The sequence below is a fragment of the Caldimonas taiwanensis NBRC 104434 genome (assembly GCF_001592165.1).
Classification (GTDB): Bacteria; Pseudomonadota; Gammaproteobacteria; order Burkholderiales; family Burkholderiaceae_C; genus Caldimonas; species Caldimonas manganoxidans.
Genome location: NZ_BCWK01000003.1, coordinates 1 through 19,646 on the forward strand (window position 1 = coordinate 1; position 19,646 = coordinate 19,646).

The window sequence follows — 19,646 nt, forward strand, 5'->3', positions numbered from 1 at the left end:
CCGCCCGAGGCGCCGAGCGGGCGCCTCGGCCCATCAGGCTATTGCAAGAAACCAACGGCCTCGCCCCTGTGCGGGGCCGTTCGCATTCCAGCGCCCCCGCGCAGCCGCTACACTGCGCGTGACATTTCTCACAGTCCGCCGATGCCGTCTTCCAGCGAGCGCACCGTCCTGTTTGCCGATTTGCGCGGTAGCACCTCGCTGTACGAGTCCCTTGGCAATTCCCAGGCGGCCGAAATCATCACCCGCACCATCGGCATGCTCAGCCAGGTCGTGAGCCAACGCGGTGGCACGGTGGTCAAAACCCTGGGGGATGGCTTGATGGCCGTCTTCGAGCGGCCCGCACGCAGCCTGCGCGCGGCCTGTGAAATGCAAGAAGCCATCGCCCGCATCATGTCCGATGCCCACACTGGCGCCTCATCGCTGAAGCTGCGCGTGGCCTTGGCGCACGGCGAGATCGTCGCGGTCGACGGCGATTGGTTCGGCGATGCGGTCAATGTCGCGGCCCGCCTGCTCGAACATGCCGGGGACAATGAAGTGCTGATCACCGATGCGGTGCACGAGCGTCTCAACCGCCTGGATCGGCAGCGTTTTCGCAGCCTGGATCGCCTGCATCTGCGCGGCCGCGCCGAACCTTGCCGCGTCTTCGTGCTGGAGACCTGGACCGACGATGCCCCGGTGTCTACGCTGTTTTCCGACTTCACCGACACCCCTTCGGCCGACTGCCTGCGACTGACGGTAGGCGGTGTGCATCAGGTCTACACCCCCCAACAAACACCGATCGTCCTGGGGCGCAGCCCCGAATCCACGCTATGCATCGACGACACCCGGGTCTCGCGACTGCATGCGCGCATCGAATGGCACAGCGGCAACTTCCACCTCGACGATCAAAGCAGCAACGGCAGCTTCGTGCGCTTTGCCAACGAGGCCGAGACCGTGGTGTTGCGCCGCGGCCGCTGCGTGCTGCATGGCCGTGGCGTCATCGGACTGGGAGCGCCGCCAGGCGACCCCAAAGCTGCCTGCCTGAGCTTCGAAGTCTTCAGCATCGGGCCTTGAAAGCCCTCCCACGGCAGCTCAAGCTCCCAACCGATCGGCCAGCTCGCCCAAATCACGCACCACATGGTGGGTGCCTTCGGGCGCCCCCTCGGCCTCGGCATGAATGTCTGGACGCGCCACCCAGGCCGCCTGCAGGCCCGCGGCCAAGGCCGCTGCCACATCCAAAGCCAAGTCGTCCCCCACGTGCAAGACCCGGTGCGCCGGCGCCCCGGCACGGCGGCATGCCTCCATGAAAATCGCGGCATGGGGCTTACCCACCCCAAAACTGCGCGCACTGACCACGCTGCGAAACCAATGGCTCAGCCCAATGGTTTGCAGGTCGGCATTGCCATTGGTCAGCGCCACCAAGGGGAAGCGAGCCGCCAGGCGCTGTAGCGCTGGCACCACGTCTGCGTAAATCTCGACTCGGTGCCGCCAAGACAAGAATGCGTCGAAGGCCGGTTGCGCCAGCCCCTCGTCGTCGCCGGCCTGGCGCAGCGCACGCCGCAAGCTCTCCAGGCGGATGGCGCTCAGATCGTGGGACCACTGCGGGTGGGTGCGGGCCACTTCGTCGCGCAGCGCCCGCAAGCCGGCGATATCGAAACGCCGCGCCGTGGCCGGCGCATGCCGTTGCAGCCAGGCATGCAGTTGCGTCTCGGCCCGTTCGATGGCCGGCCACACGGGCCACAAGGTGTCGTCCAGGTCGAGCGTCAGCGCCAAGGGCGGCATGGCCAGCGGAGGATTGTTCGTCGCCTTCACGAGGTAGCGCATTATTCAACGATGCCCAGCATTCTGAGGCCATGGCACCATCGAACCCGATGAAGCAGGCCCCCAACTCGCCTATAGTGCACGGCGAACGTCCCCCGCCGCCCATGATCCACCGGACACGCCATGTCCCGCCCGAGCCTGCCTGACGAAACCCAACGCCTGGGGCGCCTGCACGAGTTGCGCATCCTGGACACGGCGCCCGAGCCGAGCTTCGATGCCGCCGTGAGCTTGGCCGCGCGGCTGACCGGTTGCCCCATCGCGCTGCTGGGCTTCATGGACCGGGATCGCCATTGGTTCAAGTCCGTGGTCGGGGCTGAGGCCCGGGAAGTCCCGCGCGAGCTGGCCTTGTGCAACCAGACCCTGCATGAGGACGGTCTGACGGTGGTCGAGGACCTGACAGCCGATCCCCGCTTCGCCCAGCACCCCTTCGTCGTCGATACCTATCGACTGCGCTTCTTTGCAAGCCTGCCGCTGCGGGTCGAAGGAGCCGTGGTGGCCACGCTGTGCGTCTATGACCTGCGGTCGCGAACACTGGATGCCCCGGCCAGGCAGGGGCTGCATCAGCTCGGCCTGATGCTGGAGAACATGCTGGCCTTGCGACTCAAAGAGCAGCGCTCGCGCATGCAGGAAGCCCGGGTGCGAACGGCTGGACTGGCCGGCAACGACTGGCTGTGGGAATCGGATGCCGAAGGTCGTATCACTTGGGTGTCGGCCAGTTTGGAGCGGCACACCGGGCTGCGTCCGGAAGACGAAATCGGACAAACAGCCCGCGAGTTCTTTCATCCCTGCTCCGATCCGGCCCACCGCAGCGACCATGCCGCCTACATACAAGCACGCCAAGCGCGCCAGCCCTTCAGCCAACTGGTCATGGAGCGCGAAACGCCGCGCGGCCGCCTGGCCGTGTCGGTGTCGGGCGTGCCGGTGTTCGACTCGTCTGGGCGGTTCCGCGGCTATCGCGGCGCCACCCGGGTGGTGACGGAGGAACTGCGTCTGCAGCAGCAGGCCCGCCAAGTCCAGCGCTTGCTTCAGGAGGCCATCGACAGCGTGGGGGCGGGCATCGTCATCACCGATGCCCATGACCGCATCGTGCATGCCAACCGGGCCTGGCGCGAAGGCCTGGGTTGCCACGTCCAGGGCCTGGAGAGTGCCTGCTGGACCGAAGCGCTGGAGCGGGCGGTGCGTGCAGGCGACTACCCCGATGCCATCGGACGCGAGGACGAATTTCTCGCCTGGCACACCGCCGCCCGGCCAGAGGGCGCTGCGCCGCTGGAGATGCGCTGGCGCGACCGCTGGATCCTCCTGACCGAAGAGCCCATCGCCAGCGGCGGCCACATTCGTGTGGCCGTGGACATCACCGCACGCCGTCGAGCCGAGCAGGAGTTGGAGCAGCGCGATGCCCAATTGCAAATCATGCGGCGCGCCATGGAAGCCGAGACCGCCCTGCCGATGACCGTGGTCGACGCCCTGGCTCCAGACATGCCGCTGGTGTATGTCAACCCGTCCTTCGAACGTCTGACCGGTTACCGGCGAGAGGAAATCCTCGGCCGCAACTGCCGCTTCCTGCAGTGCGAGGACACCGATCCGGTGATGCTGGCCGCACTGCGCTCGGCGCTGGCGCGTGGGGAAAGCTGCACCGTGGTGCTGCGCAACCAGCGCAAAGACGGCAGCCGCTTCCTCAATGAATTGCATGTGGCGCCCTTGCGCGATGCCCAAGGGCGCATCACCCACTTCATCGGCTTGCAAAACGACATCACCGAACGCAGCGCCGCCGCCGACCGGCTGCGGCTGAGCGAGGAGTTGTACCGCTCGGTGGCCTTGTCGATCAGCGATGGACTGATGGTGCTCACACGTGACCATTACGTCGTGGCGGTCAATCCGGCAGCCTGCCGCATCCTCGACGCCTCGATGGACACGCTGATGATGCGGCCCGGCCTCGAACTGCTGAGCGAGGACCTGCGGCCTTTGCCCGCCCAGGCCCACCCGGTGACGCGCTCACTCCAGACCGGCAAGCCGGTGACCGAGGAGGTGTATGCGGTGCGCGGGCCCGACGGCAGCCCCCGGTGGCTGGCCGTCAACACGCAGCCGCTGCGGCTAAGTCCTGACGAGCCGCCGATGTCGGCCGTGCTGACCTTTCGGGACATCACCCTTCAGCGCCAAGCCGAGCTCGCTTTGGCCCAAAGCGAACAGCGCTGGAAATTCGCCCTCGAGGGCAGCGGCGACGGCGTATGGGACTGGGACGTTCAAGCCGGCACGGTGTACTACTCACGCAGTTGGCGCGCCAATCTGGGCTATGCCCATGACGAGCTGAGCAACGATCCACGCGAATGGCGAGAACGCGTCCACCCGGAGGACTGGCCGCAGGTGCGCGCCGCGCTGGTGGCGCATTTGAAAGGACGGACCGAGGTCTACCAATCCGAGCACCGCATGCGTCACCGCGATGGCCACTATCTGTGCGTCTTCGAACGCGGCAAGGTGATGGTCCGTTCGCCCGATGGCCGTGCCTTGCGGGTGGTCGGCACTTATTCCGACATCACGCGTCTGAAGCAAGCCGAACAGGCGTTGCGCGACAAACGGGCCGCCGAGCTGGCCAGCCAGGCCAAGACGGAGTTCCTCTCGCGCATGAGCCATGAGATGCGCACCCCGCTCAATGCGATGATCGGATTTGCCCAACTGCTTGCAATGAGCGCCGGGCAGCCCCATGCGGCGCAGATTCGCGACTATGCCACGCACATGCTGCAAGCCGGCCGCCACCTCTTGGCGCTGATCAACGACGTGTTGGATCTGCAACGCGTGGAAACCGGCCAGCTTGCCCTGTCGATGGAGCCTGTGTCCTTGCGCGAAGCCAGTGCCCAAACACAAGAATTGTTGGCGCCCTTGGCGCGGGAATACCGCATCGACATCGAAAACCTCATACCGATGGACACGCACGTGCGGGCCGACCCGCAGCGGCTGCGCCAGGTCTTGCTCAACATCGTGTCGAATGCGATCAAATACAACCGGCCCGGCGGCCGCGTGACGCTGCAGGCCGGCGATGCGGCCGAGCACCGTGTGAGCATCGAGGTGACCGACACCGGCGCCGGTCTGGATGCCGCGCAGCTCGAGCGCCTGTTCCAGCCCTTCGAGCGATTGGGGCGCGAAACCTCCGGCATCGAAGGCACCGGCTTGGGTCTGTTCATCGCCAAGCGCCTGATCGAAGAGATGGGCGGCCGCATCCACGTGCGCAGCAGCGTCGGCACGGGCACCACGGTCAGCCTGGAGCTGCCGCGCGCCGATGCCGCCACGGCGAACACCATCGGTGCGGCGTCCACCGATCCCGCGCCATCGATGCCCAGCCGCATCGGCCCGCTGCGCCTGCTCTACGTGGAAGACAACCCGGTCAACGCCCTGCTGTTCCGCGAGGCCATGACCCTGTGCGAGCACATCGAACTGCAGGTCGCCGAAGATGGTGAACGAGCGTTCGACCTGGTACGCCACTGGCGGCCCGACGTCATCGTGCTCGACGCCCACCTGCCCGGCATGTCCGGCTTCGACGTGCTGCAAGGCCTGCGCCGAGACCACGGCCTGCACGACATCCCAGCCTTCATGTGCTCGGCCGATGCCATGCCCGAGGACATCGAACGGGCCCGTCAGGCCGGTTTCGCCGGCTACTGGACCAAACCCATCGCCCTGCCCCAAGTGCTGGCGGACATCGCGCGCGTGAGGCGCCGGCCAGACCCCGAGGACTGAGTTCCCCCCACCCCCTAGGGGCAAGCCCGGCCTGCGATGGTGAGACTGGCGCGGCTCGGGAATAATCCCGAAGCCACAAGGAACCCCGAATCGATGCGCTTCGCCCCCGAACCCCCCCATGCCCATGGCCGCGACAGCACCACCGGTGTGCTGCTGTGCAATCTGGGCACTCCGGAAGCCCCCACGGCGCCGGCGCTGCGCCGCTACCTGGCCGAGTTTCTGAGCGATCCCCGCGTGGTGGAGATCCCGCGCTGGCTGTGGAAGCCCCTGCTGCACGGCATCATCCTGCGGGTGCGTCCATCCCGGTCTGCCGCGAAATACGAAAGCATCTGGACCGAGGCTGGCTCCCCCTTGCGGGTGTGGACCGAACGACAAGCCAAACTCTTGCAAGGCTATCTGGGCGAGCGCGGGCACCGCGTGACGGTGGCAGCCGCCATGCGCTATGGACGACCGTCCATTGCCACCCAACTGGATGCCTTGAAGGCCGCTGGTGCCACACGGGTGCTGGTATTGCCCCTGTACCCCCAGTATTCCGGCACCACCACGGCCAGCGTGATCGATGCCGTGGGCGCCTGGGCGGCCCGCACGCGGGCCCTGCCCGAGCTGCGCTTCGTCAACCGCTATGGCGACCATCCTGGCTACATCGGCGCCCTGGCCCGACGCATCGGCCAGCACTGGATGGACCATGGCCGGCCCGACCGGCTCGTGCTCAGCTTCCACGGCGTGCCGCGGCGCACCCTGGACCTCGGCGACCCCTACCACTGCGAATGCCACAAGACCGCGCGCCTGGTGGCCGAACGGCTCGGCCTGCGAGCCGAGCAATATTGCGTCACCTTCCAAAGCCGCTTCGGCAAGGCACCTTGGTTGCAGCCCTACACCGAGCCCACGCTGATCGAACTGGCCCGCCAGGGCGTGCGGCGTGTGGACGTGATCTGCCCCGGCTTCGTCAGCGACTGCATCGAAACCCTGGAAGAGATCGCCATCGAAGGCCGCCAAGCCTTTCTGGGCGCCGGCGGCAAGGAGTTCCATCACATCGCCTGCCTGAACGATCTGCACGAATGGATCGTCGCGCTTTGCGACATCGCCGAGCAGCATCTGGCCGGATGGCCCACACGCGAAGCCAGTGACCCGGCCGCACTGACACGCCAACGCGAGCGCGCCCTGGCGCTTGGCGCAGCCGCTTGAGGTCTGGCCATGGACGGCGTACGCCTGGACAAATGGTTATGGGCCGCGCGCTTCTACAAGACGCGCAGCCTGGCCATGGAAGAAGTCGACAAAGGTCGAGTGCGTGTCAACGACCAACCGGCCAAGCCCTCGCGCGAAGTTCGCATCGGCGACCGCCTGAGCATTCAACAGGGACCGACGACCCGCATTCTCATCGTGCGCGGTCTGAGCAAGGTGCGCGGCCCGGCCGCCGTGGCCCAGCAGCTCTACGAAGAAACACCGGACAGCGTTCGCGCCCGCGAAGAAGCCGCGCGCCTGCGGCGCTACCTCGCCGACCCGGCCCACGCCATCGAACAAGGCCGCCCGACCAAGCGCGACCGGCGCAAGCTGGCCGACTGGCAGCGCTGGAGCGTGTCGCTGGACGATCTGCCCAAACGGTGATACCGCCACCGGCGCGCCGGCACGGGACACCCGCAGCGGCCCCGAGGATCCGCTGCTTGAGGCCGCCTCAAGGATTCACACACTCGATCCGGGTCGCGCGGACATGGTCGCCAGCGATGCGGCCCGTCACCCGCACCCGCACGCCGTGGGCCGGGTCACAGTCACGCGGCGTGCTGGCGTTCCATTCGACGAACGTGCCGCGCACCGTGAAGCGGAACCCGGACACCCCGGACACCTCCCCGGCCAGTCGGGCCACGGACGCCTCGCTGGCATCCGTGCGCAGCGCGAAGCGGGCTCCACGCAGCACCTGCAGCGCCGCATCGTAGTGCGCCTGCACGTCCACGTACCGCCCCTCCACCAAGTCATCCAGACTCCCTCCGCTCACCTGGGCCGACGACCGCTCGATCACGGCATCGGCGACGCACACGTAAAACAACGAGGGCGCGTCCGAGCAGACCTGCACCGGCCCGGAAAGACGCACCGGCTGTTGCCGCTGCCACTGCCGGCGCAGGATCTGGATGCGATCGGCCAGGACATACGGGTCGTCCGGCGGGCCCAAGATGCCCCCGCGTGTCCACACCCGCACCGACACCCCCTCGGCCAGCGCCTGTTGACCAGGCACGATGACCGTGCGGCCGTCCCACTGCACCCTGAGTCCACCCAGCCTGAAGCTGCCCGATGTCAGGCCCATGACCGAACCGCTCAGGCGCAGCCAGGGGCTCTGTCCGGCACCGTCCACGGTGGCGATCCGAGAGGCCAGGATCTCGCGCACCCCCCCGCTCGTGCGGGCCAGGCCGTGCACTTCCACCCGCTGCCCCACCTGCAGCGCCGAGGCGTCGGCCACCCCCACCAGCAAGGTCAAGGGCCCTTGCGCCGCATCGGTATTGACCCGCACCGGCTGCCCGGCCACCTTCAAGGGCGAGACCGAGGTCACCGGGCCGATCACCTGAGACGAGATGCGGATCTCGGAGACCACGCGCCGCCCCGAGGCCTCGGTCTCGAACTCGAGCTCGACGCGCTGGCCCAGGCCGAGCCGGAGCGGTCCGGAGGGAAGGTCGGGCGCCCCCTCCGCGCTGTCGAGCCTCACACGCGCCTGGGTGTCGTCCAGCTCCAAGCCATCGACCCACACGCTGCCGAAGCCCGAGACCGTCCCCGATGACGACACCGGCGCCCCCGTCCCACCCGAACCCACACCGTCCCCACCGCCGCAAGCAACCAGCCCGCCAGCCAGCACCAGGGCCATCAGGCCGATCCGGCTCCCCCTCAGGACGCGGTTCACGACGAAGACCCTTTTCGGGCGTGCGCAGCGTCGGTCTCGGATGCCTCGGGCTCCATGTAGTAATACACGCCAAAGCGCATGCGGTAAGGCTGCGCAGGCTTTGCGTCGGCCTGACAGCGCTGTCGCGCCTGCTCGGCCATGCACGCGAAGTCCTGCGCCCACAGCCGCCGTGCCAGCACCCCCAGCGCCTCGGCCGAAGCCTGCGACAGCCCGCTGGCGAACACGCTTTGCTCGAGCAGGCGCGGTTCGGACGTGGTCAGGTTGTGCACCGCAGCAGCCAGGTGATCGGCGCCGTTGGCGGCCAACAGCTCGGCCATGGCGGCCTCGTCGGCCGACGGCACGTAGCTCTGCGCCACCAACTCCACCCACGGGCCATCGATGTGCACCAGCGACAACCGCTGCAGCTCGTCCAGCAAGGTGCGGGGGTGCACGTCCGTGGACACCTCTCGCGCCAGCGCCTCGAACGAGCCTTGCTCTCCCTGGCGCGGCAGCCGCAACGGGCGGCCGCTGGCCGGATCGCGCCAGCGTGGGTCGGTGGCCCAGCGCGTGAAGACCAGCGACGCGGGCGAAAAAGGCTTGTCGCGCTGCAGGGCCCGGCCCAGCTGCGTCAGCGCCCGCACGTCTTTGCGGTGCACCCCGCTGAGCACGCTCAGCGCCGAATCGGTGCAGCGCCGCCCCTGGCGGCGCAGTTCCTCGGCCGCCACCTCCACGAAGACCCGCTTGAGCGCGGCCACGAAAGCCCCGTACTGCACCCCCTGGCGCAGCAACCAACGCACGATGGGCCGGGCCAAGGTCAGGGCCGTGCGCATGGCCAGCTCGGCGCGGCCGGCGCCCCTGGAATGCGCAGCGGCATCCTTGGTTTCGCTGGAAAAGGAAGTGTCCAAGGGCAAATGGGACTGATTCACAGGCTCAGGCAGGCATCCTAACCTGCGCAAAATGCCCAGGCGCCCCCCTGCGTCGGGGACCGGACGGACCGGCCCAGGCCATTTGCCGGCAAAATTCAAGATTTTCTTCAGGATTTTCCCGTCCGCCATCGGGCCCAGCCTCTTGAACCTTTGGAGCATGCCCCCATTTGCGCGCCAACCGATGGGAAGCACGACATGACAGAACCGCAACATCCTGACCCCAACCAATCTCCTGCCCCTGAACTGAACGCCGAGCCGGCCGAGCAGGTGACGCTCGAACAGAAGCTGGCCGAACTCGAAGCCCGGCACGCCGAGGTGTCCGACGCCTACTTGCGCGCCAAGGCCGAGGTCGAAAACACCCGCCGCCGCGCCGAGGAGGAAATCGCCAAGTCGCGCAAGTTCGCCATCGAGGCGTTTGCTGAAAGCCTGCTGCCCGTCAAAGACAGCCTGGAAGCCGCCTTGGCAGTGGACAACGCCACGCTGGAACAATTGCGCGAGGGCGTGCATGCCACGTTGCGCTTGCTCACCCAGGCCCTGGAGCGCAACAAGGTGCTCGAGGTGAACCCGGCCAGCGGCGACAAGTTCGACCCCCATCAACACCAGGCCATCAGCATGGTGCCGGCCGAGCAAGAGCCCAACACCATCGTGGCCGTGCTGCAAAAAGGCTATGTGATTGCCGACCGGGTGCTGCGTCCAGCCCTGGTGACCGTGGCGGCCCCCCGCTGACCCCTTGAAAGCCCCTCATTGATCCACAAGTAGCGGACAACCGGATTTTTCAGATCAGGAGCATCCAACATGGCAAAAATCATCGGCATCGACCTGGGCACCACGAACTCGTGCGTGGCCGTCATGGAAGGCAATACGCCCAAGGTCATCGAAAACAGTGAGGGCGCGCGCACCACGCCGTCCATCGTGGCCTACATGGAAGACGGTGAGGTGCTGGTCGGCGCCCCTGCCAAGCGCCAGGCAGTCACCAATCCCAAGAACACCCTGTACGCCGTCAAGCGCCTGATCGGCCGCAAGTTCACCGAGAAGGAAGTCCAAAAGGACATCGACCTGATGCCCTATTCCATCGTGCAAGCCGACAACGGCGATGCCTGGGTCGAAGTGCGCGGCAAGAAACTCGCGCCTCCGCAGGTCAGCGCCGAAGTGCTGCGCAAGATGAAGAAGACCGCCGAGGATTACCTGGGCGAACCCGTGACCGAGGCCGTGATCACCGTGCCGGCCTATTTCAACGACAGCCAGCGTCAAGCCACCAAGGACGCCGGGCGCATCGCCGGCTTGGAAGTCAAGCGCATCATCAATGAGCCCACCGCGGCCGCATTGGCCTTCGGCCTGGACAAAACCGCCAAAGGCGACCGCAAGATCGCCGTCTATGACCTCGGCGGCGGCACGTTCGACATCTCCATCATCGAAATCGCCGATGTCGATGGCGAGAAGCAGTTCGAAGTGCTGTCCACCAACGGCGACACCTTCCTCGGTGGCGAGGACTTCGACCAGCGCATCATCGACTACATCATTGGTGAATTCAAGAAAGAACAAGGCGTCGACCTCACCAAGGACGTGCTGGCCTTGCAGCGCCTGAAAGAAGCTGCCGAGAAAGCCAAGATCGAGCTGTCCTCCAGCCAGCAAACCGAAATCAACCTGCCCTACATCACGGCCGACGCCTCCGGGCCGAAGCACCTGAACATCAAGCTCACGCGTGCCAAACTCGAGGCCCTGGTCGAAGACCTGATCGAGCGCACCATCGAGCCCTGCCGCATCGCCATCAAGGATGCCGGCGTGAAGGTCAGCGACATCGATGACGTGATCCTGGTCGGTGGCATGACCCGCATGCCCAAGGTGCAGGAGAAGGTCAAGGAGTTCTTCGGCAAAGAGCCGCGCAAAGACGTCAACCCCGACGAAGCCGTGGCCGTGGGTGCGGCCATCCAAGGCGCGGTGCTGGCCGGCGACCGCAAGGACGTGTTGCTGCTGGACGTCACCCCGCTGTCCTTGGGCATCGAGACCCTGGGCGGCGTGATGACGAAGATGATCAGCAAGAACACCACCATCCCGACCAAGTTCTCGCAGGTCTTCTCCACGGCGGAGGACAACCAACCGGCCGTGACCATCAAGGTCTACCAGGGCGAACGCGAAATGGCCGCGGGCAACAAGCTGCTGGGCGAGTTCAACCTGGAAGGCATTCCGCCGGCGCCGCGCGGCGTGCCGCAAATCGAGGTGACTTTCGACATCGACGCCAACGGCATTTTGCACGTCAGCGCCAAGGACAAGGCCACCGGCAAGGAGAACAAGATCACCATCAAGGCGAACTCCGGCCTCACCGAGGAGGAGATCCAAAAGATGGTGAAAGACGCCGAGCTCAATGCCGCCGAGGACAAGCGCAAGCTCGAACTGGCGCAAGCCCGCAACCAGGCCGACGCCCTGGTGCACAGCGTGCGCAAGTCTTTGGGTGAGCACGGCAGCAAGCTCGAAGCCTCCGAGAAGGAAGCCATCGAGTCGGCCATCAAGGACCTCGAAGAAGCCCTCAAGGGCGAGGACAAGGCCACCATCGAAGCCAAGAGCGAGGCGCTGATGAAGGCCAGCCAGAAGTTGGGCGAGAAGCTCTATGCCGACATGCAGGCGGCTCAGGCGGCCGGCCAGAGCCACTCCGCTGCTGGTGCCCAAGCCTCGGCCAAGTCCGCCGACGACAACGTGGTGGACGCCGAATTCACCGAAGTGAAGGACAAAAAGTAATCGACGCTGGCCCGCCCCCCGAAGCCGGCAGCCGCAGCCGCAGGGGGCGGGGATGAAAGCACCCCCGTGGGCAGCGACACCTGCACACGGGGGCTTTGCGTTTGAAAGTGACCGAGAACATGGCAAAGCGCGACTACTACGAAGTCCTGGGTGTGGCGAAAAATGCCTCCGAAGAGGACATCAAAAAGGCCTACCGCAAGTTGGCCATGAAGTACCACCCGGACCGCAACCAGGGTGACAAGGCCAAGGAGGCCGAGGAAAAGTTCAAAGAGGCCAAAGAGGCCTACGAGATGCTCTCGGACCCGAAAAAGCGCGCGGCCTATGACCAGTACGGCCATGCAGGGGTGGATCCGTCCATGGGCGGCGCCGGCTTCCGCGGTGGCTCCGAAGGTTTCGGTGGCTTTGCAGAAGCCTTCGGCGACATCTTTGGCGACATCTTCGGGACCGGCGCCTCGCGCCGCGGGGGCCCACAGGTCTATCGCGGCAGCGACCTGTCCTATGCCATGGAAATCACCCTGGAAGAAGCCGCCTTCGGCAAGGAAGCGCAAATTCGCATCCCCAGCTGGGAAGACTGCGACACCTGCCATGGCAGCGGCGCCCGTCCGGGCACCAGTGCCAAAACCTGTGGCACCTGCCATGGCTCGGGCACCGTGCACCTGCGCCAAGGCTTCTTCAGCATCCAACAAACCTGCCCCCACTGTCACGGCAGCGGCAAGGTCATCCCCGATCCGTGCCCCAGCTGCGGCGGACAGGGTCGGGTCAAGCGCGCCAAGACACTGGAGGTCAAAATCCCCGCCGGCATCGACGAAGGCATGCGCATCCGCTCGGCCGGCAATGGGGAACCCGGCACCAACGGTGGCCCGCCCGGCGACCTGTACATCGAGATCCGCATCAAAAAACACGAGATCTTCGAACGCGACGGCGACGACCTGCACTGCACCGTGCCCGTGAGCATCACCACGGCCATCCTCGGCGGCACCATCGAGGTGCCCACGCTGTCTGGCCGCGCCGAAATCGAGCTGCCCGAGGGCACTCAGCATGGCAAGACCTTCCGCCTGCGTGGCAAAGGCATCAAGGGCGTGCGCTCGGCCTATCCTGGCGATCTGTACTGCCACATCCAGATCGAAACACCGGTCAAGCTCACAGAGCACCAACGCAAGCTGGTCAAGGAGCTGGATGAATCGCTCAAGAAAGGCGGCGAACGCCACTCGCCCCATGCCAAGAGTTGGACCGACCGGGTCAAAGACCTGTTCAAGTGAGCGCCTCACCCAGACGCTGCGCGCGGGAAATGCAAGGACATCGCGGTTTGGCCTTGCTCTGACCGAGCCGAGGCATACCCACCGTGCGCGCGCATCACGGCCTGCGTGATCGCCAGCCCCAGCCCGGCCCCTTCGCTGACACCGTGGCGCCGCGAGCGGTCGGCGCGGAAGAAGCGATCGAACAGCCTGGGCAGATCCTGCGGATCGATGCCCGGCCCCTCGTTGTGCACCGTCAGCACACACTGGGCATCCCGCTCTTCCAGACTCACGCGCACCGGCGTGCCGGGCCGCGCATGCCGCAGTGCGTTGGACAACAAGTTGCTGATGGCCCGACGCACCATCAGACGGTCCCCCCACACCTCGGCTTGACCCGCGGCCTCCAAGCGCAAGCCCTTGTCCTCGGCCAAGGCCTCATAAAAGTCGAACAGCGCTTTGACTTCCTCGGCCAACACGATGCGCTCGGGCCGCGGCAGCGCCAGTCCGTGATCGGCCTGGGCCAAAAAGAGCATGTCTGACACCATGCGAGCCAAGCGCTGCAGCTCCTCGGCATTAGAGGCCAAGATCTCGCGATAGGCCTGCGCCGGTCGTGGCTGGGCCAAGGCCACCTGCGTCTGAGTCAGCAAGTTGCTGATGGGCGTGCGCAGCTCATGAGCCAGATCGCCGCAGAACTGCGACAAACGCTCGACATCCTGTTGCAGACGATCCAGCATCGAATTGAGCCCCTGGGCCAAGTCGGCCAGCTCCACCGGCACGTCCTGCTCGGGCATGCGATGATCGATCTGGCGCGCCGTCACACGCTGCGCGCGCGCCTTCATCTCCCGCAGCGGAGCCAGCCCGCGCCGCGCCACCCACCAGGCCAGCAACCCACTGAGCAACGTGGCTGCGGCCAGGCACACCGTCAGCCAGCGGGTCAGCGACTGCATGAAATGCTGGTGGTGCCCGATATCCAATCCCAAGGTCAGCACGAGCCTACCGTCGGCAGCCAGTGCCTGCGCAGCAGGCAAGGAAAACTGCAGCACGCGCAACGTCCGCCCCGCCACGGTCCACTGGGCGGGCGGCCCCACGCCCTGCTGGCGCTCGACGGCTTGGGCCAGCTGCAGCCCATGGGCGTCATACACCGCGCGAGTCCCGTCATGCAGCTCGGCATGCAAGCCCTCGTGGGTCGAGAGCAGATGATCCAAGTGAGAAGCCAACTCGTCGGCCGAGCGGCTCTCGGCCACGATCCGCGCGATCAGGCGCGACTTGTCGCGCAGCAGCTCCTCATCCAACTCGACGAAATGCGCATCGGTGGCGCGCAGCACGAACACGCCCAGCCCCAGCAGCATGGTCAGTGACACCAAGGTGTACAGCAGCGTCAGGCGAGCCGTCAGCGTCAGCCGCAGTCTCATGCGCGTTCCTCAGGCACCTCCAGCACATAGCCCATGCCGCGCACCGTGTGAATCAACCGCGGCTCGAAGCCTTCGTCCACCTTCGCCCGCAGCCGCCGCACCGCCACCTCGATCACATTGGTGTCGCTGTCGAAATTCATGTCCCATACGTGAGAGGCAATCAAGGAACGGGGCAAGACCTCTCCACTGCGCCGCATCAGCAGCTCCAGCAGGCCAAACTCCTTGGCCGTCAGATCGATCCGACGGCCCGCTCGCGTCACGCGACGACGCAGCAAGTCGAGCTCCAGATCGGCCACTCTCAGGATCGTGGGCTCCAGGCCAGCACGCCCTCGGCGCAAAATGGTGCGCACGCGCGCCAGCAGCTCGGCGAACGAGAACGGCTTGACGAGATAGTCATCGGCACCCAACTCCAAGCCGCGCACCCGCTCCTCGACCTGATCGCGCGCGGTCAAAAAGAGCACCGGCCGCGTCCACCCCTGCCTGCGCAGCTCGCGCAATACCGTCCAGCCGTCCATGCCGGGCAGCATCACATCCAGGATGAGCAAGTCGGGATCGCCAGCCAGCGCCAGGTGCAGCCCGTCAGCACCATGGGTCGCCAGATCGACGGCAAAGCCCGCCTCACGCAGGCCCTGGCGCAAATAGTCGCCGGTCTTGGGTTCGTCTTCGACGATGAGGATCTTCACGGCCGCTGCACACACTGGAACAAGACGTAGTGTGCCTGCAACGCTGCCCAGCGCCACAAGCTGACAGATTTGTCATCTGGCAGACAGCTTGCCGTTGGCTCGACCCGCCCAAAATTCCGCCCACCGGTTGATGTACCGGTCGATGAGCCCGTGGATGTTCCCCCTCATGCCACCCATGTTCCATCTCAAACTCGCACGACTGGCAGCCGCCCTGTGGGCCGCAGGGGCCATGCTGGCCCCCGTCGCGCTGGCCTCTCCAAACGATGCCCCCCTCGATTGGCGCCAGGCCAATGACACGGTCGGAAGGTTTCAGCGCGGCCATGTCGACATCCTGCGCTGGGAAGAAGCCCAACACCAAGACCCCGCGCAGCCCCCCGCGCCATCGGCGTCCCTGTCCTTGGCCACGCCCGCCGACGCCGTGCGCCAGGCCTGGAAGGCCCATCTGTCGCTGGCCCCAGTGCAGGCCCAGCTCGGCGCAGCGCTGACCGATGCCATCGCCCAGGGGCGCTGGATGGCCCTCGACCCCAAGATGCACCGTCGCGTACAAGGTCTGAGCGAGTTGCTGGCCGTGGCCCGGCAGGCCCGTCAGGCATGGATCCAAGCCGTGGCGGCGCGACAGAGCATCGGCATGCACCGCGACAGCCTCGTGGCGGCCCAGGCGGCTCATGAACTCGGTCAACGCATGGTGCAGGTGGGCAACTGGAGTCGCCTGCAGGCAGCGCCGAGCTCGCTGGCCCTCGGCGAAGCCAAGATGGCCTTGGAGAGAGCCGAATACGCGGCCGCCCTGGCCGAGCGCGAGCTGGTGCGTGTGCTGCAGCTGACCGGACGGCACGACCGCATCGCGCTGCCCGATGGACTGCCGGCCTTGCCAGAGTCTTTGATGAGCGCCGATGCGCTGGCACACCATCTGCAGGGCTTGCGCGACCAGTTGCCGCGAGCCGAGGCGATGCGTGCATCCGCTCATGCAAGATTGGCCTACGAGGCCTATCGGACCAGCCACGCCCTGGCCATAGCCTACCGCGACCAGGTGCTCAAGACCCGCGAGCTGATGGCCGAGGAAGCGGTGCTGCGCTACAACGGAATGCTCATGAGCGTTTGGGAGCTGCTGTCCCACACCCGCTCCCGCTTGGCCACCGCGGCCGACGCCCTCCGTGCCCAACGCGACTTCTGGCTGGCCGAATCCGACCTCCAATGGGTGCTCCAAGGGGGCGAGCCCACGAACTTCGTCTCGCTCGGCGATGGTGCCAGCGCCGACACCGCCCCAGCTCACTGACCCTCGATGTCCCGACACCACATGCCGAATGCCTCTTCCCGACGCGGATTCTTCGCCATGGCCGCCAGCGCCGTGGCCGGCGTGGCCGTGGCCCGCTCGGCCTTGGCGGCCCTGCCCGAACCGGTGGTCCAGACCTCGCCACAGACCGCACCGCCCCTGCTGCCGCCCAATGGACGGCCCTACCGACCGGTCGTCACGCTCAACGGCTGGACCCTCCCATGGCGCATGAAAGATGGCGTCAAGGAATTCCACCTCGTGGCCGAACCGGTGGTGCGGGAGGTGGCGCCTGGCTTCCAGGTCCACATGTGGGGCTACAACGGCCAAAGCCCGGGCCCGACCATCGAAGTGGTCGAGGGCGACCGGGTGCGCATCTTCGTGACCAACCGCTTGCCCGAGCACACCAGCATCCACTGGCACGGGCAGCGCCTGCCCAACGGCATGGATGGGGTGGCCGGCCTGACTCAGCCGGCCATCCCCGTGGGCAAGACCTACGTCTACGAATTCGAAGCCCGCCGCCCTGGCACCTTCATGTACCACCCTCATGCCGACGAGATGGTGCAAATGGCCATGGGCATGATGGGCTTTTGGGTCACGCACCCGCGCGACAAGCACCCGCACATCAACGAGGTCGATCGCGACTTCTGCTTCCTGCTCAACGCATTCGATGTGGAGCCAGGCAGCAAGACCCCGCGCATCAACACGATGCTCGACTTCAACATCTGGTGCTTCAACAGCCGCATCTTTCCAGCCATCGACACGCTCAACGTGCGCTTGAACGACCGCGTGCGCATCCGCGTGGGCAACCTCACGATGACCAACCATCCGCTCCACCTGCACGGTCACGAGTTCCAGGTGACCGGCACCGACGGCGGCCCCACACCGCCAAGTGCACGCTGGGACGAGGTGACCACCGACATCGCCGTCGGCCAGATGCGCCAAATCGAATTCATCGCCAACGAAGAAGGCGACTGGGCCTTGCACTGCCACAAGAGCCACCACACGATGAATGCCATGGGCCATGATGTGCCCACGATGATCGGAGTCGACCACCGCGGCCTGGTGCGCAAGATCCAGCGCATCGTGCCCGACTACATGGTGATGGGCGAACGCGGCATGGCCGACATGGGTCAAATGGAAATGCCCCTGCCGGACAACACCGCACCGATGATGACCGGCCAGGGACAGTACGGCCCCTTGGAGATGGGCGGCATGTTCACCGTGCTCAAAGTGCGCCGCCACCAGCGGCCTGGTGACTACAGCGATCCCGGGCCATTCAGGCATCCACCAGGCACTGTGGCCTACGAATGGACAGGCGCGCCTCCGGCGGCCGTGCGCGCGGGCTCGCCATCGCCCGCCCCCGACTCGGCCCGCGCGGTCAAACCCCACGGCACGGGCCACGCCCATTGACGCCCCATCGATGCCCCATTGGAAGGAGACCCACCGATGCTGCAAGCCGCCCATGCCCTCGCCCTTGCGGGCCTGTTGCTCGTGCCAGCAATGACCATCGCGCACGGCGACCGCCACCACGGCGGCCAGGCCGGCCCCGTGGTGATCGAGCAAAAACCTTGGGGCATCGCCGGACAGGCGCGGGCCGTGACTCGCACCCTCGAGATCCAAATGAGCGACGACATGCGCTTCACCCCCGCCCAGATCGAGGTCAAGCACGGCGAGACGATTCGCTTCCTCCACCACAACCGCGGCAACGTCATGCACGAATTCGTGCTCGGCACCCGTCAGGAACTCCAGGCGCACGCCGAGCTGATGAAGAAGTTCCCCGACATGGAGCATGACGAGCCCTACATGGCCCATGTCGCCCCGGGCAAGACGGCCGAAATGATTTGGCACTTCAACCGTGTGGGCGAGTTCGAGTATGCCTGTTTGCTGCCGGGTCACTTCGACGCTGGCATGGTGGGCAAGATCCGCGTCGTGCCGCGATGATGTACTGGCGTGGGGTGCGGGCTGGCTTATAGTGCGCACGGCCTGCAAGTTCCTACCCCCATGTCCACCACGTACGCGCCTTCTGCACGCTCACGATGCCCTGCCCCGCGCCTCAGCGCCTGGTGTCAGTTCGCGATCTTGATCCTGCCAGCCATGGCGCTGGCCGACTCCCCTCCCGGGGAGCCGGCCTCCCCGATGGTGGACATCGCCAGCTCGGCCCGGCAGTCCCTACGCGCATCCGCCGAGTGGCTGGCCCGCGGCGTGGACGGTTGGTTTGGCGACCATCCCTTCGAAGACGGCGGCTCTGTGAGCGACGGCGTCTTCCAAGTGCGGTTGCTGCTGCGGCAACAGCATGCGCCCCGGCTGGGGGCCCGCTTCAACGCCAGCTTCCGGCTGCCCAACATCGAACAGCGCTCTGCACGGCTGTTCGTCGGACGAGACGACGCCCGAGACCTGGTGACCGACCAGCCGCAGCCCCTCAGCCGCGAACAGCGTTTGCAGCCCCCCGGCTCCGGCCAAGAAACCTTCTTTGCTGGGCTGGGCGTCCATGCCGGGGCCGGTTTCGATGCCCGCTTGGGCCTGCGCGGAGGCATCAAACCCTATGCACAGCTGCGCTACCGGCACCAGTGGGAACTCGGCCCCGCCGACCGGCTGCATTTGCGCGAAACCGTTTTCTGGACCCGCGATGACCGCGTCGGATCCACCACCGCGGTGTCGTACGAGCATGAGGTCAACCCCACCCTGATCGGGCGCTGGCTCCACGCGGCCACCTACACCCAACGCAGCCAGCGCGTCGAATGGTCGAGCAACCTCGGTCTGTACCAGTTCTTCGGCAACCAGCGCCTGCTGTCCACCGAGGCGCTTTTCCGCGGTCGTGAAGGAGGCGGTGTCAAGGTCGAGGAATACGGTCTGCAACTGAGCTGGGAGCAAGCACTGCACGAAGACTGGCTGCTCGGTCAGGTCTCCCTGGGTCACTTCCGCGAACGCGAGACAGCGGCCGAAGCGCGCCGAGGCCTGTGGGCCTTGGGCCTGACGCTGACCATCCGCTTCTGATGCC

General features: G+C 66.3%; 16 protein-coding genes. 11 read left to right on the top strand and 5 right to left on the bottom strand.

Annotated features, from left to right (window positions below):
• The first annotated feature begins 141 nt into the window (after positions 1-141).
• On the top strand, positions 142-1,053 hold the full coding sequence (locus tag CTA01S_RS03355) for an adenylate/guanylate cyclase domain-containing protein (RefSeq protein WP_019559346.1): 912 nt from the start codon (positions 142-144) through the stop codon (positions 1,051-1,053).
• An 18-nt stretch (positions 1,054-1,071) separates the two neighbouring features.
• Here the strand turns inward: CTA01S_RS03355 and CTA01S_RS03360 are convergent, their stop codons facing one another.
• Positions 1,072-1,791, bottom strand: a complete 720-nt coding sequence (locus tag CTA01S_RS03360) for an HAD-IA family hydrolase (RefSeq protein ID WP_232300977.1) — start codon at positions 1,789-1,791, stop codon at positions 1,072-1,074.
• Between the two features lie 132 nt (positions 1,792-1,923).
• Here CTA01S_RS03360 and CTA01S_RS03365 point away from each other — a divergent pair, with 132 nt between their 5' ends.
• The 3 genes from CTA01S_RS03365 (at position 1,924) to CTA01S_RS03375 (ending at position 7,131) form a co-directional block, all read left to right on the top strand.
• Positions 1,924-5,526 (top strand): PAS domain S-box protein, encoded by a 3,603-nt coding sequence (locus CTA01S_RS03365; RefSeq protein WP_062192195.1) that lies wholly within the window; start codon positions 1,924-1,926, stop codon positions 5,524-5,526.
• Positions 5,527-5,619: 93 nt separating this feature from the next.
• Positions 5,620-6,711: a ferrochelatase gene (hemH, locus tag CTA01S_RS03370; RefSeq protein ID WP_062192198.1), complete on the top strand. Its 1,092-nt coding sequence runs from the start codon at positions 5,620-5,622 to the stop codon at positions 6,709-6,711.
• A 9-nt stretch (positions 6,712-6,720) separates the two neighbouring features.
• On the top strand, positions 6,721-7,131 hold the full coding sequence (locus tag CTA01S_RS03375) for an RNA-binding S4 domain-containing protein (protein ID WP_019559342.1): 411 nt from the start codon (positions 6,721-6,723) through the stop codon (positions 7,129-7,131).
• Between the two features lie 67 nt (positions 7,132-7,198).
• Here the strand turns inward: CTA01S_RS03375 and CTA01S_RS03380 are convergent, their stop codons facing one another.
• Positions 7,199-8,374, bottom strand: a complete 1,176-nt coding sequence (locus CTA01S_RS03380; protein WP_062192201.1) for a DUF5666 domain-containing protein — start codon at positions 8,372-8,374, stop codon at positions 7,199-7,201.
• A 32-nt stretch (positions 8,375-8,406) separates the two neighbouring features.
• Positions 8,407-9,294 (bottom strand): DUF6502 family protein, encoded by an 888-nt coding sequence (locus tag CTA01S_RS03385; protein ID WP_157451285.1) that lies wholly within the window; start codon positions 9,292-9,294, stop codon positions 8,407-8,409.
• A 216-nt stretch (positions 9,295-9,510) separates the two neighbouring features.
• Here CTA01S_RS03385 and grpE point away from each other — a divergent pair, with 216 nt between their 5' ends.
• The 3 genes from grpE (at position 9,511) to dnaJ (ending at position 13,307) form a co-directional block, all read left to right on the top strand.
• A complete protein-coding gene (gene grpE, locus CTA01S_RS03390) occupies positions 9,511-10,041 on the top strand; it encodes a nucleotide exchange factor GrpE (protein ID WP_019559339.1) in 531 nt (176 codons plus the stop codon).
• Between the two features lie 69 nt (positions 10,042-10,110).
• A complete protein-coding gene (gene dnaK / locus CTA01S_RS03395) occupies positions 10,111-12,048 on the top strand; it encodes a molecular chaperone DnaK (RefSeq protein WP_019559338.1) in 1,938 nt (645 codons plus the stop codon).
• A 119-nt stretch (positions 12,049-12,167) separates the two neighbouring features.
• Entirely contained in the window at positions 12,168-13,307 is a 1,140-nt protein-coding gene (gene dnaJ, locus CTA01S_RS03400; RefSeq protein ID WP_062192628.1) for a molecular chaperone DnaJ, read from the top strand.
• A gap of 5 nt (positions 13,308-13,312) precedes the next feature.
• Here the strand turns inward: dnaJ and CTA01S_RS03405 are convergent, their stop codons facing one another.
• Both CTA01S_RS03405 and CTA01S_RS03410 read right to left on the bottom strand, forming a co-directional pair.
• On the bottom strand, positions 13,313-14,695 hold the full coding sequence (locus CTA01S_RS03405; protein ID WP_062192207.1) for a heavy metal sensor histidine kinase: 1,383 nt from the start codon (positions 14,693-14,695) through the stop codon (positions 13,313-13,315).
• Positions 14,692-15,378, bottom strand: a complete 687-nt coding sequence (locus CTA01S_RS03410; protein WP_062192211.1) for a heavy metal response regulator transcription factor — start codon at positions 15,376-15,378, stop codon at positions 14,692-14,694. Before CTA01S_RS03410 ends, CTA01S_RS03405 begins: the two co-directional genes overlap by 4 nt.
• Before the next feature lie 166 nt (positions 15,379-15,544).
• Here CTA01S_RS03410 and CTA01S_RS03415 point away from each other — a divergent pair, with 166 nt between their 5' ends.
• From CTA01S_RS03415 to CTA01S_RS03430, 4 genes are all read left to right on the top strand, one after another.
• Positions 15,545-16,651 (top strand): TolC family protein, encoded by a 1,107-nt coding sequence (locus CTA01S_RS03415; protein ID WP_157451286.1) that lies wholly within the window; start codon positions 15,545-15,547, stop codon positions 16,649-16,651.
• A gap of 57 nt (positions 16,652-16,708) precedes the next feature.
• The gene (locus CTA01S_RS03420) at positions 16,709-18,058 is read left to right on the top strand and encodes a multicopper oxidase family protein (RefSeq protein ID WP_084362295.1); all 1,350 of its coding nucleotides are present in this window, start codon (positions 16,709-16,711) and stop codon (positions 18,056-18,058) included.
• A gap of 36 nt (positions 18,059-18,094) precedes the next feature.
• Positions 18,095-18,589, top strand: a complete 495-nt coding sequence (locus CTA01S_RS03425; RefSeq protein ID WP_062192221.1) for a cupredoxin domain-containing protein — start codon at positions 18,095-18,097, stop codon at positions 18,587-18,589.
• A gap of 153 nt (positions 18,590-18,742) precedes the next feature.
• On the top strand, positions 18,743-19,642 hold the full coding sequence (locus CTA01S_RS03430) for a hypothetical protein (RefSeq protein WP_062192225.1): 900 nt from the start codon (positions 18,743-18,745) through the stop codon (positions 19,640-19,642).
• Positions 19,643-19,646: the final 4 nt, after the last annotated feature.

Excerpts from the sequence above, each read along its gene's own strand:
- CTA01S_RS03365 (WP_062192195.1), top strand. The coding sequence starts at position 1,924 with ATGTCCCGCCCGAGCCTGCCTGACGAAACCCAACGCCTGGGGCGCCTG.
- CTA01S_RS03380 (WP_062192201.1), bottom strand. The coding sequence starts at position 8,374 with ATGGCCCTGGTGCTGGCTGGCGGGCTGGTTGCTTGCGGCGGTGGGGAC.
- grpE (WP_019559339.1), top strand. The coding sequence starts at position 9,511 with ATGACAGAACCGCAACATCCTGACCCCAACCAATCTCCTGCCCCTGAA.
- CTA01S_RS03425 (WP_062192221.1), top strand. The coding sequence starts at position 18,095 with ATGCTGCAAGCCGCCCATGCCCTCGCCCTTGCGGGCCTGTTGCTCGTG.
- CTA01S_RS03420 (WP_084362295.1), top strand. The coding sequence starts at position 16,709 with ATGGCCGCCAGCGCCGTGGCCGGCGTGGCCGTGGCCCGCTCGGCCTTG.
- CTA01S_RS03355 (WP_019559346.1), top strand. The coding sequence starts at position 142 with ATGCCGTCTTCCAGCGAGCGCACCGTCCTGTTTGCCGATTTGCGCGGT.
- CTA01S_RS03415 (WP_157451286.1), top strand. The coding sequence starts at position 15,545 with ATGCCACCCATGTTCCATCTCAAACTCGCACGACTGGCAGCCGCCCTG.
- CTA01S_RS03375 (WP_019559342.1), top strand. The coding sequence starts at position 6,721 with ATGGACGGCGTACGCCTGGACAAATGGTTATGGGCCGCGCGCTTCTAC.
- dnaK (WP_019559338.1), top strand. The coding sequence starts at position 10,111 with ATGGCAAAAATCATCGGCATCGACCTGGGCACCACGAACTCGTGCGTG.
- dnaJ (WP_062192628.1), top strand. The coding sequence starts at position 12,168 with ATGGCAAAGCGCGACTACTACGAAGTCCTGGGTGTGGCGAAAAATGCC.
- CTA01S_RS03430 (WP_062192225.1), top strand. The coding sequence starts at position 18,743 with ATGGCGCTGGCCGACTCCCCTCCCGGGGAGCCGGCCTCCCCGATGGTG.
- CTA01S_RS03405 (WP_062192207.1), bottom strand. The coding sequence starts at position 14,695 with ATGAGACTGCGGCTGACGCTGACGGCTCGCCTGACGCTGCTGTACACC.
- hemH (WP_062192198.1), top strand. The coding sequence starts at position 5,620 with ATGCGCTTCGCCCCCGAACCCCCCCATGCCCATGGCCGCGACAGCACC.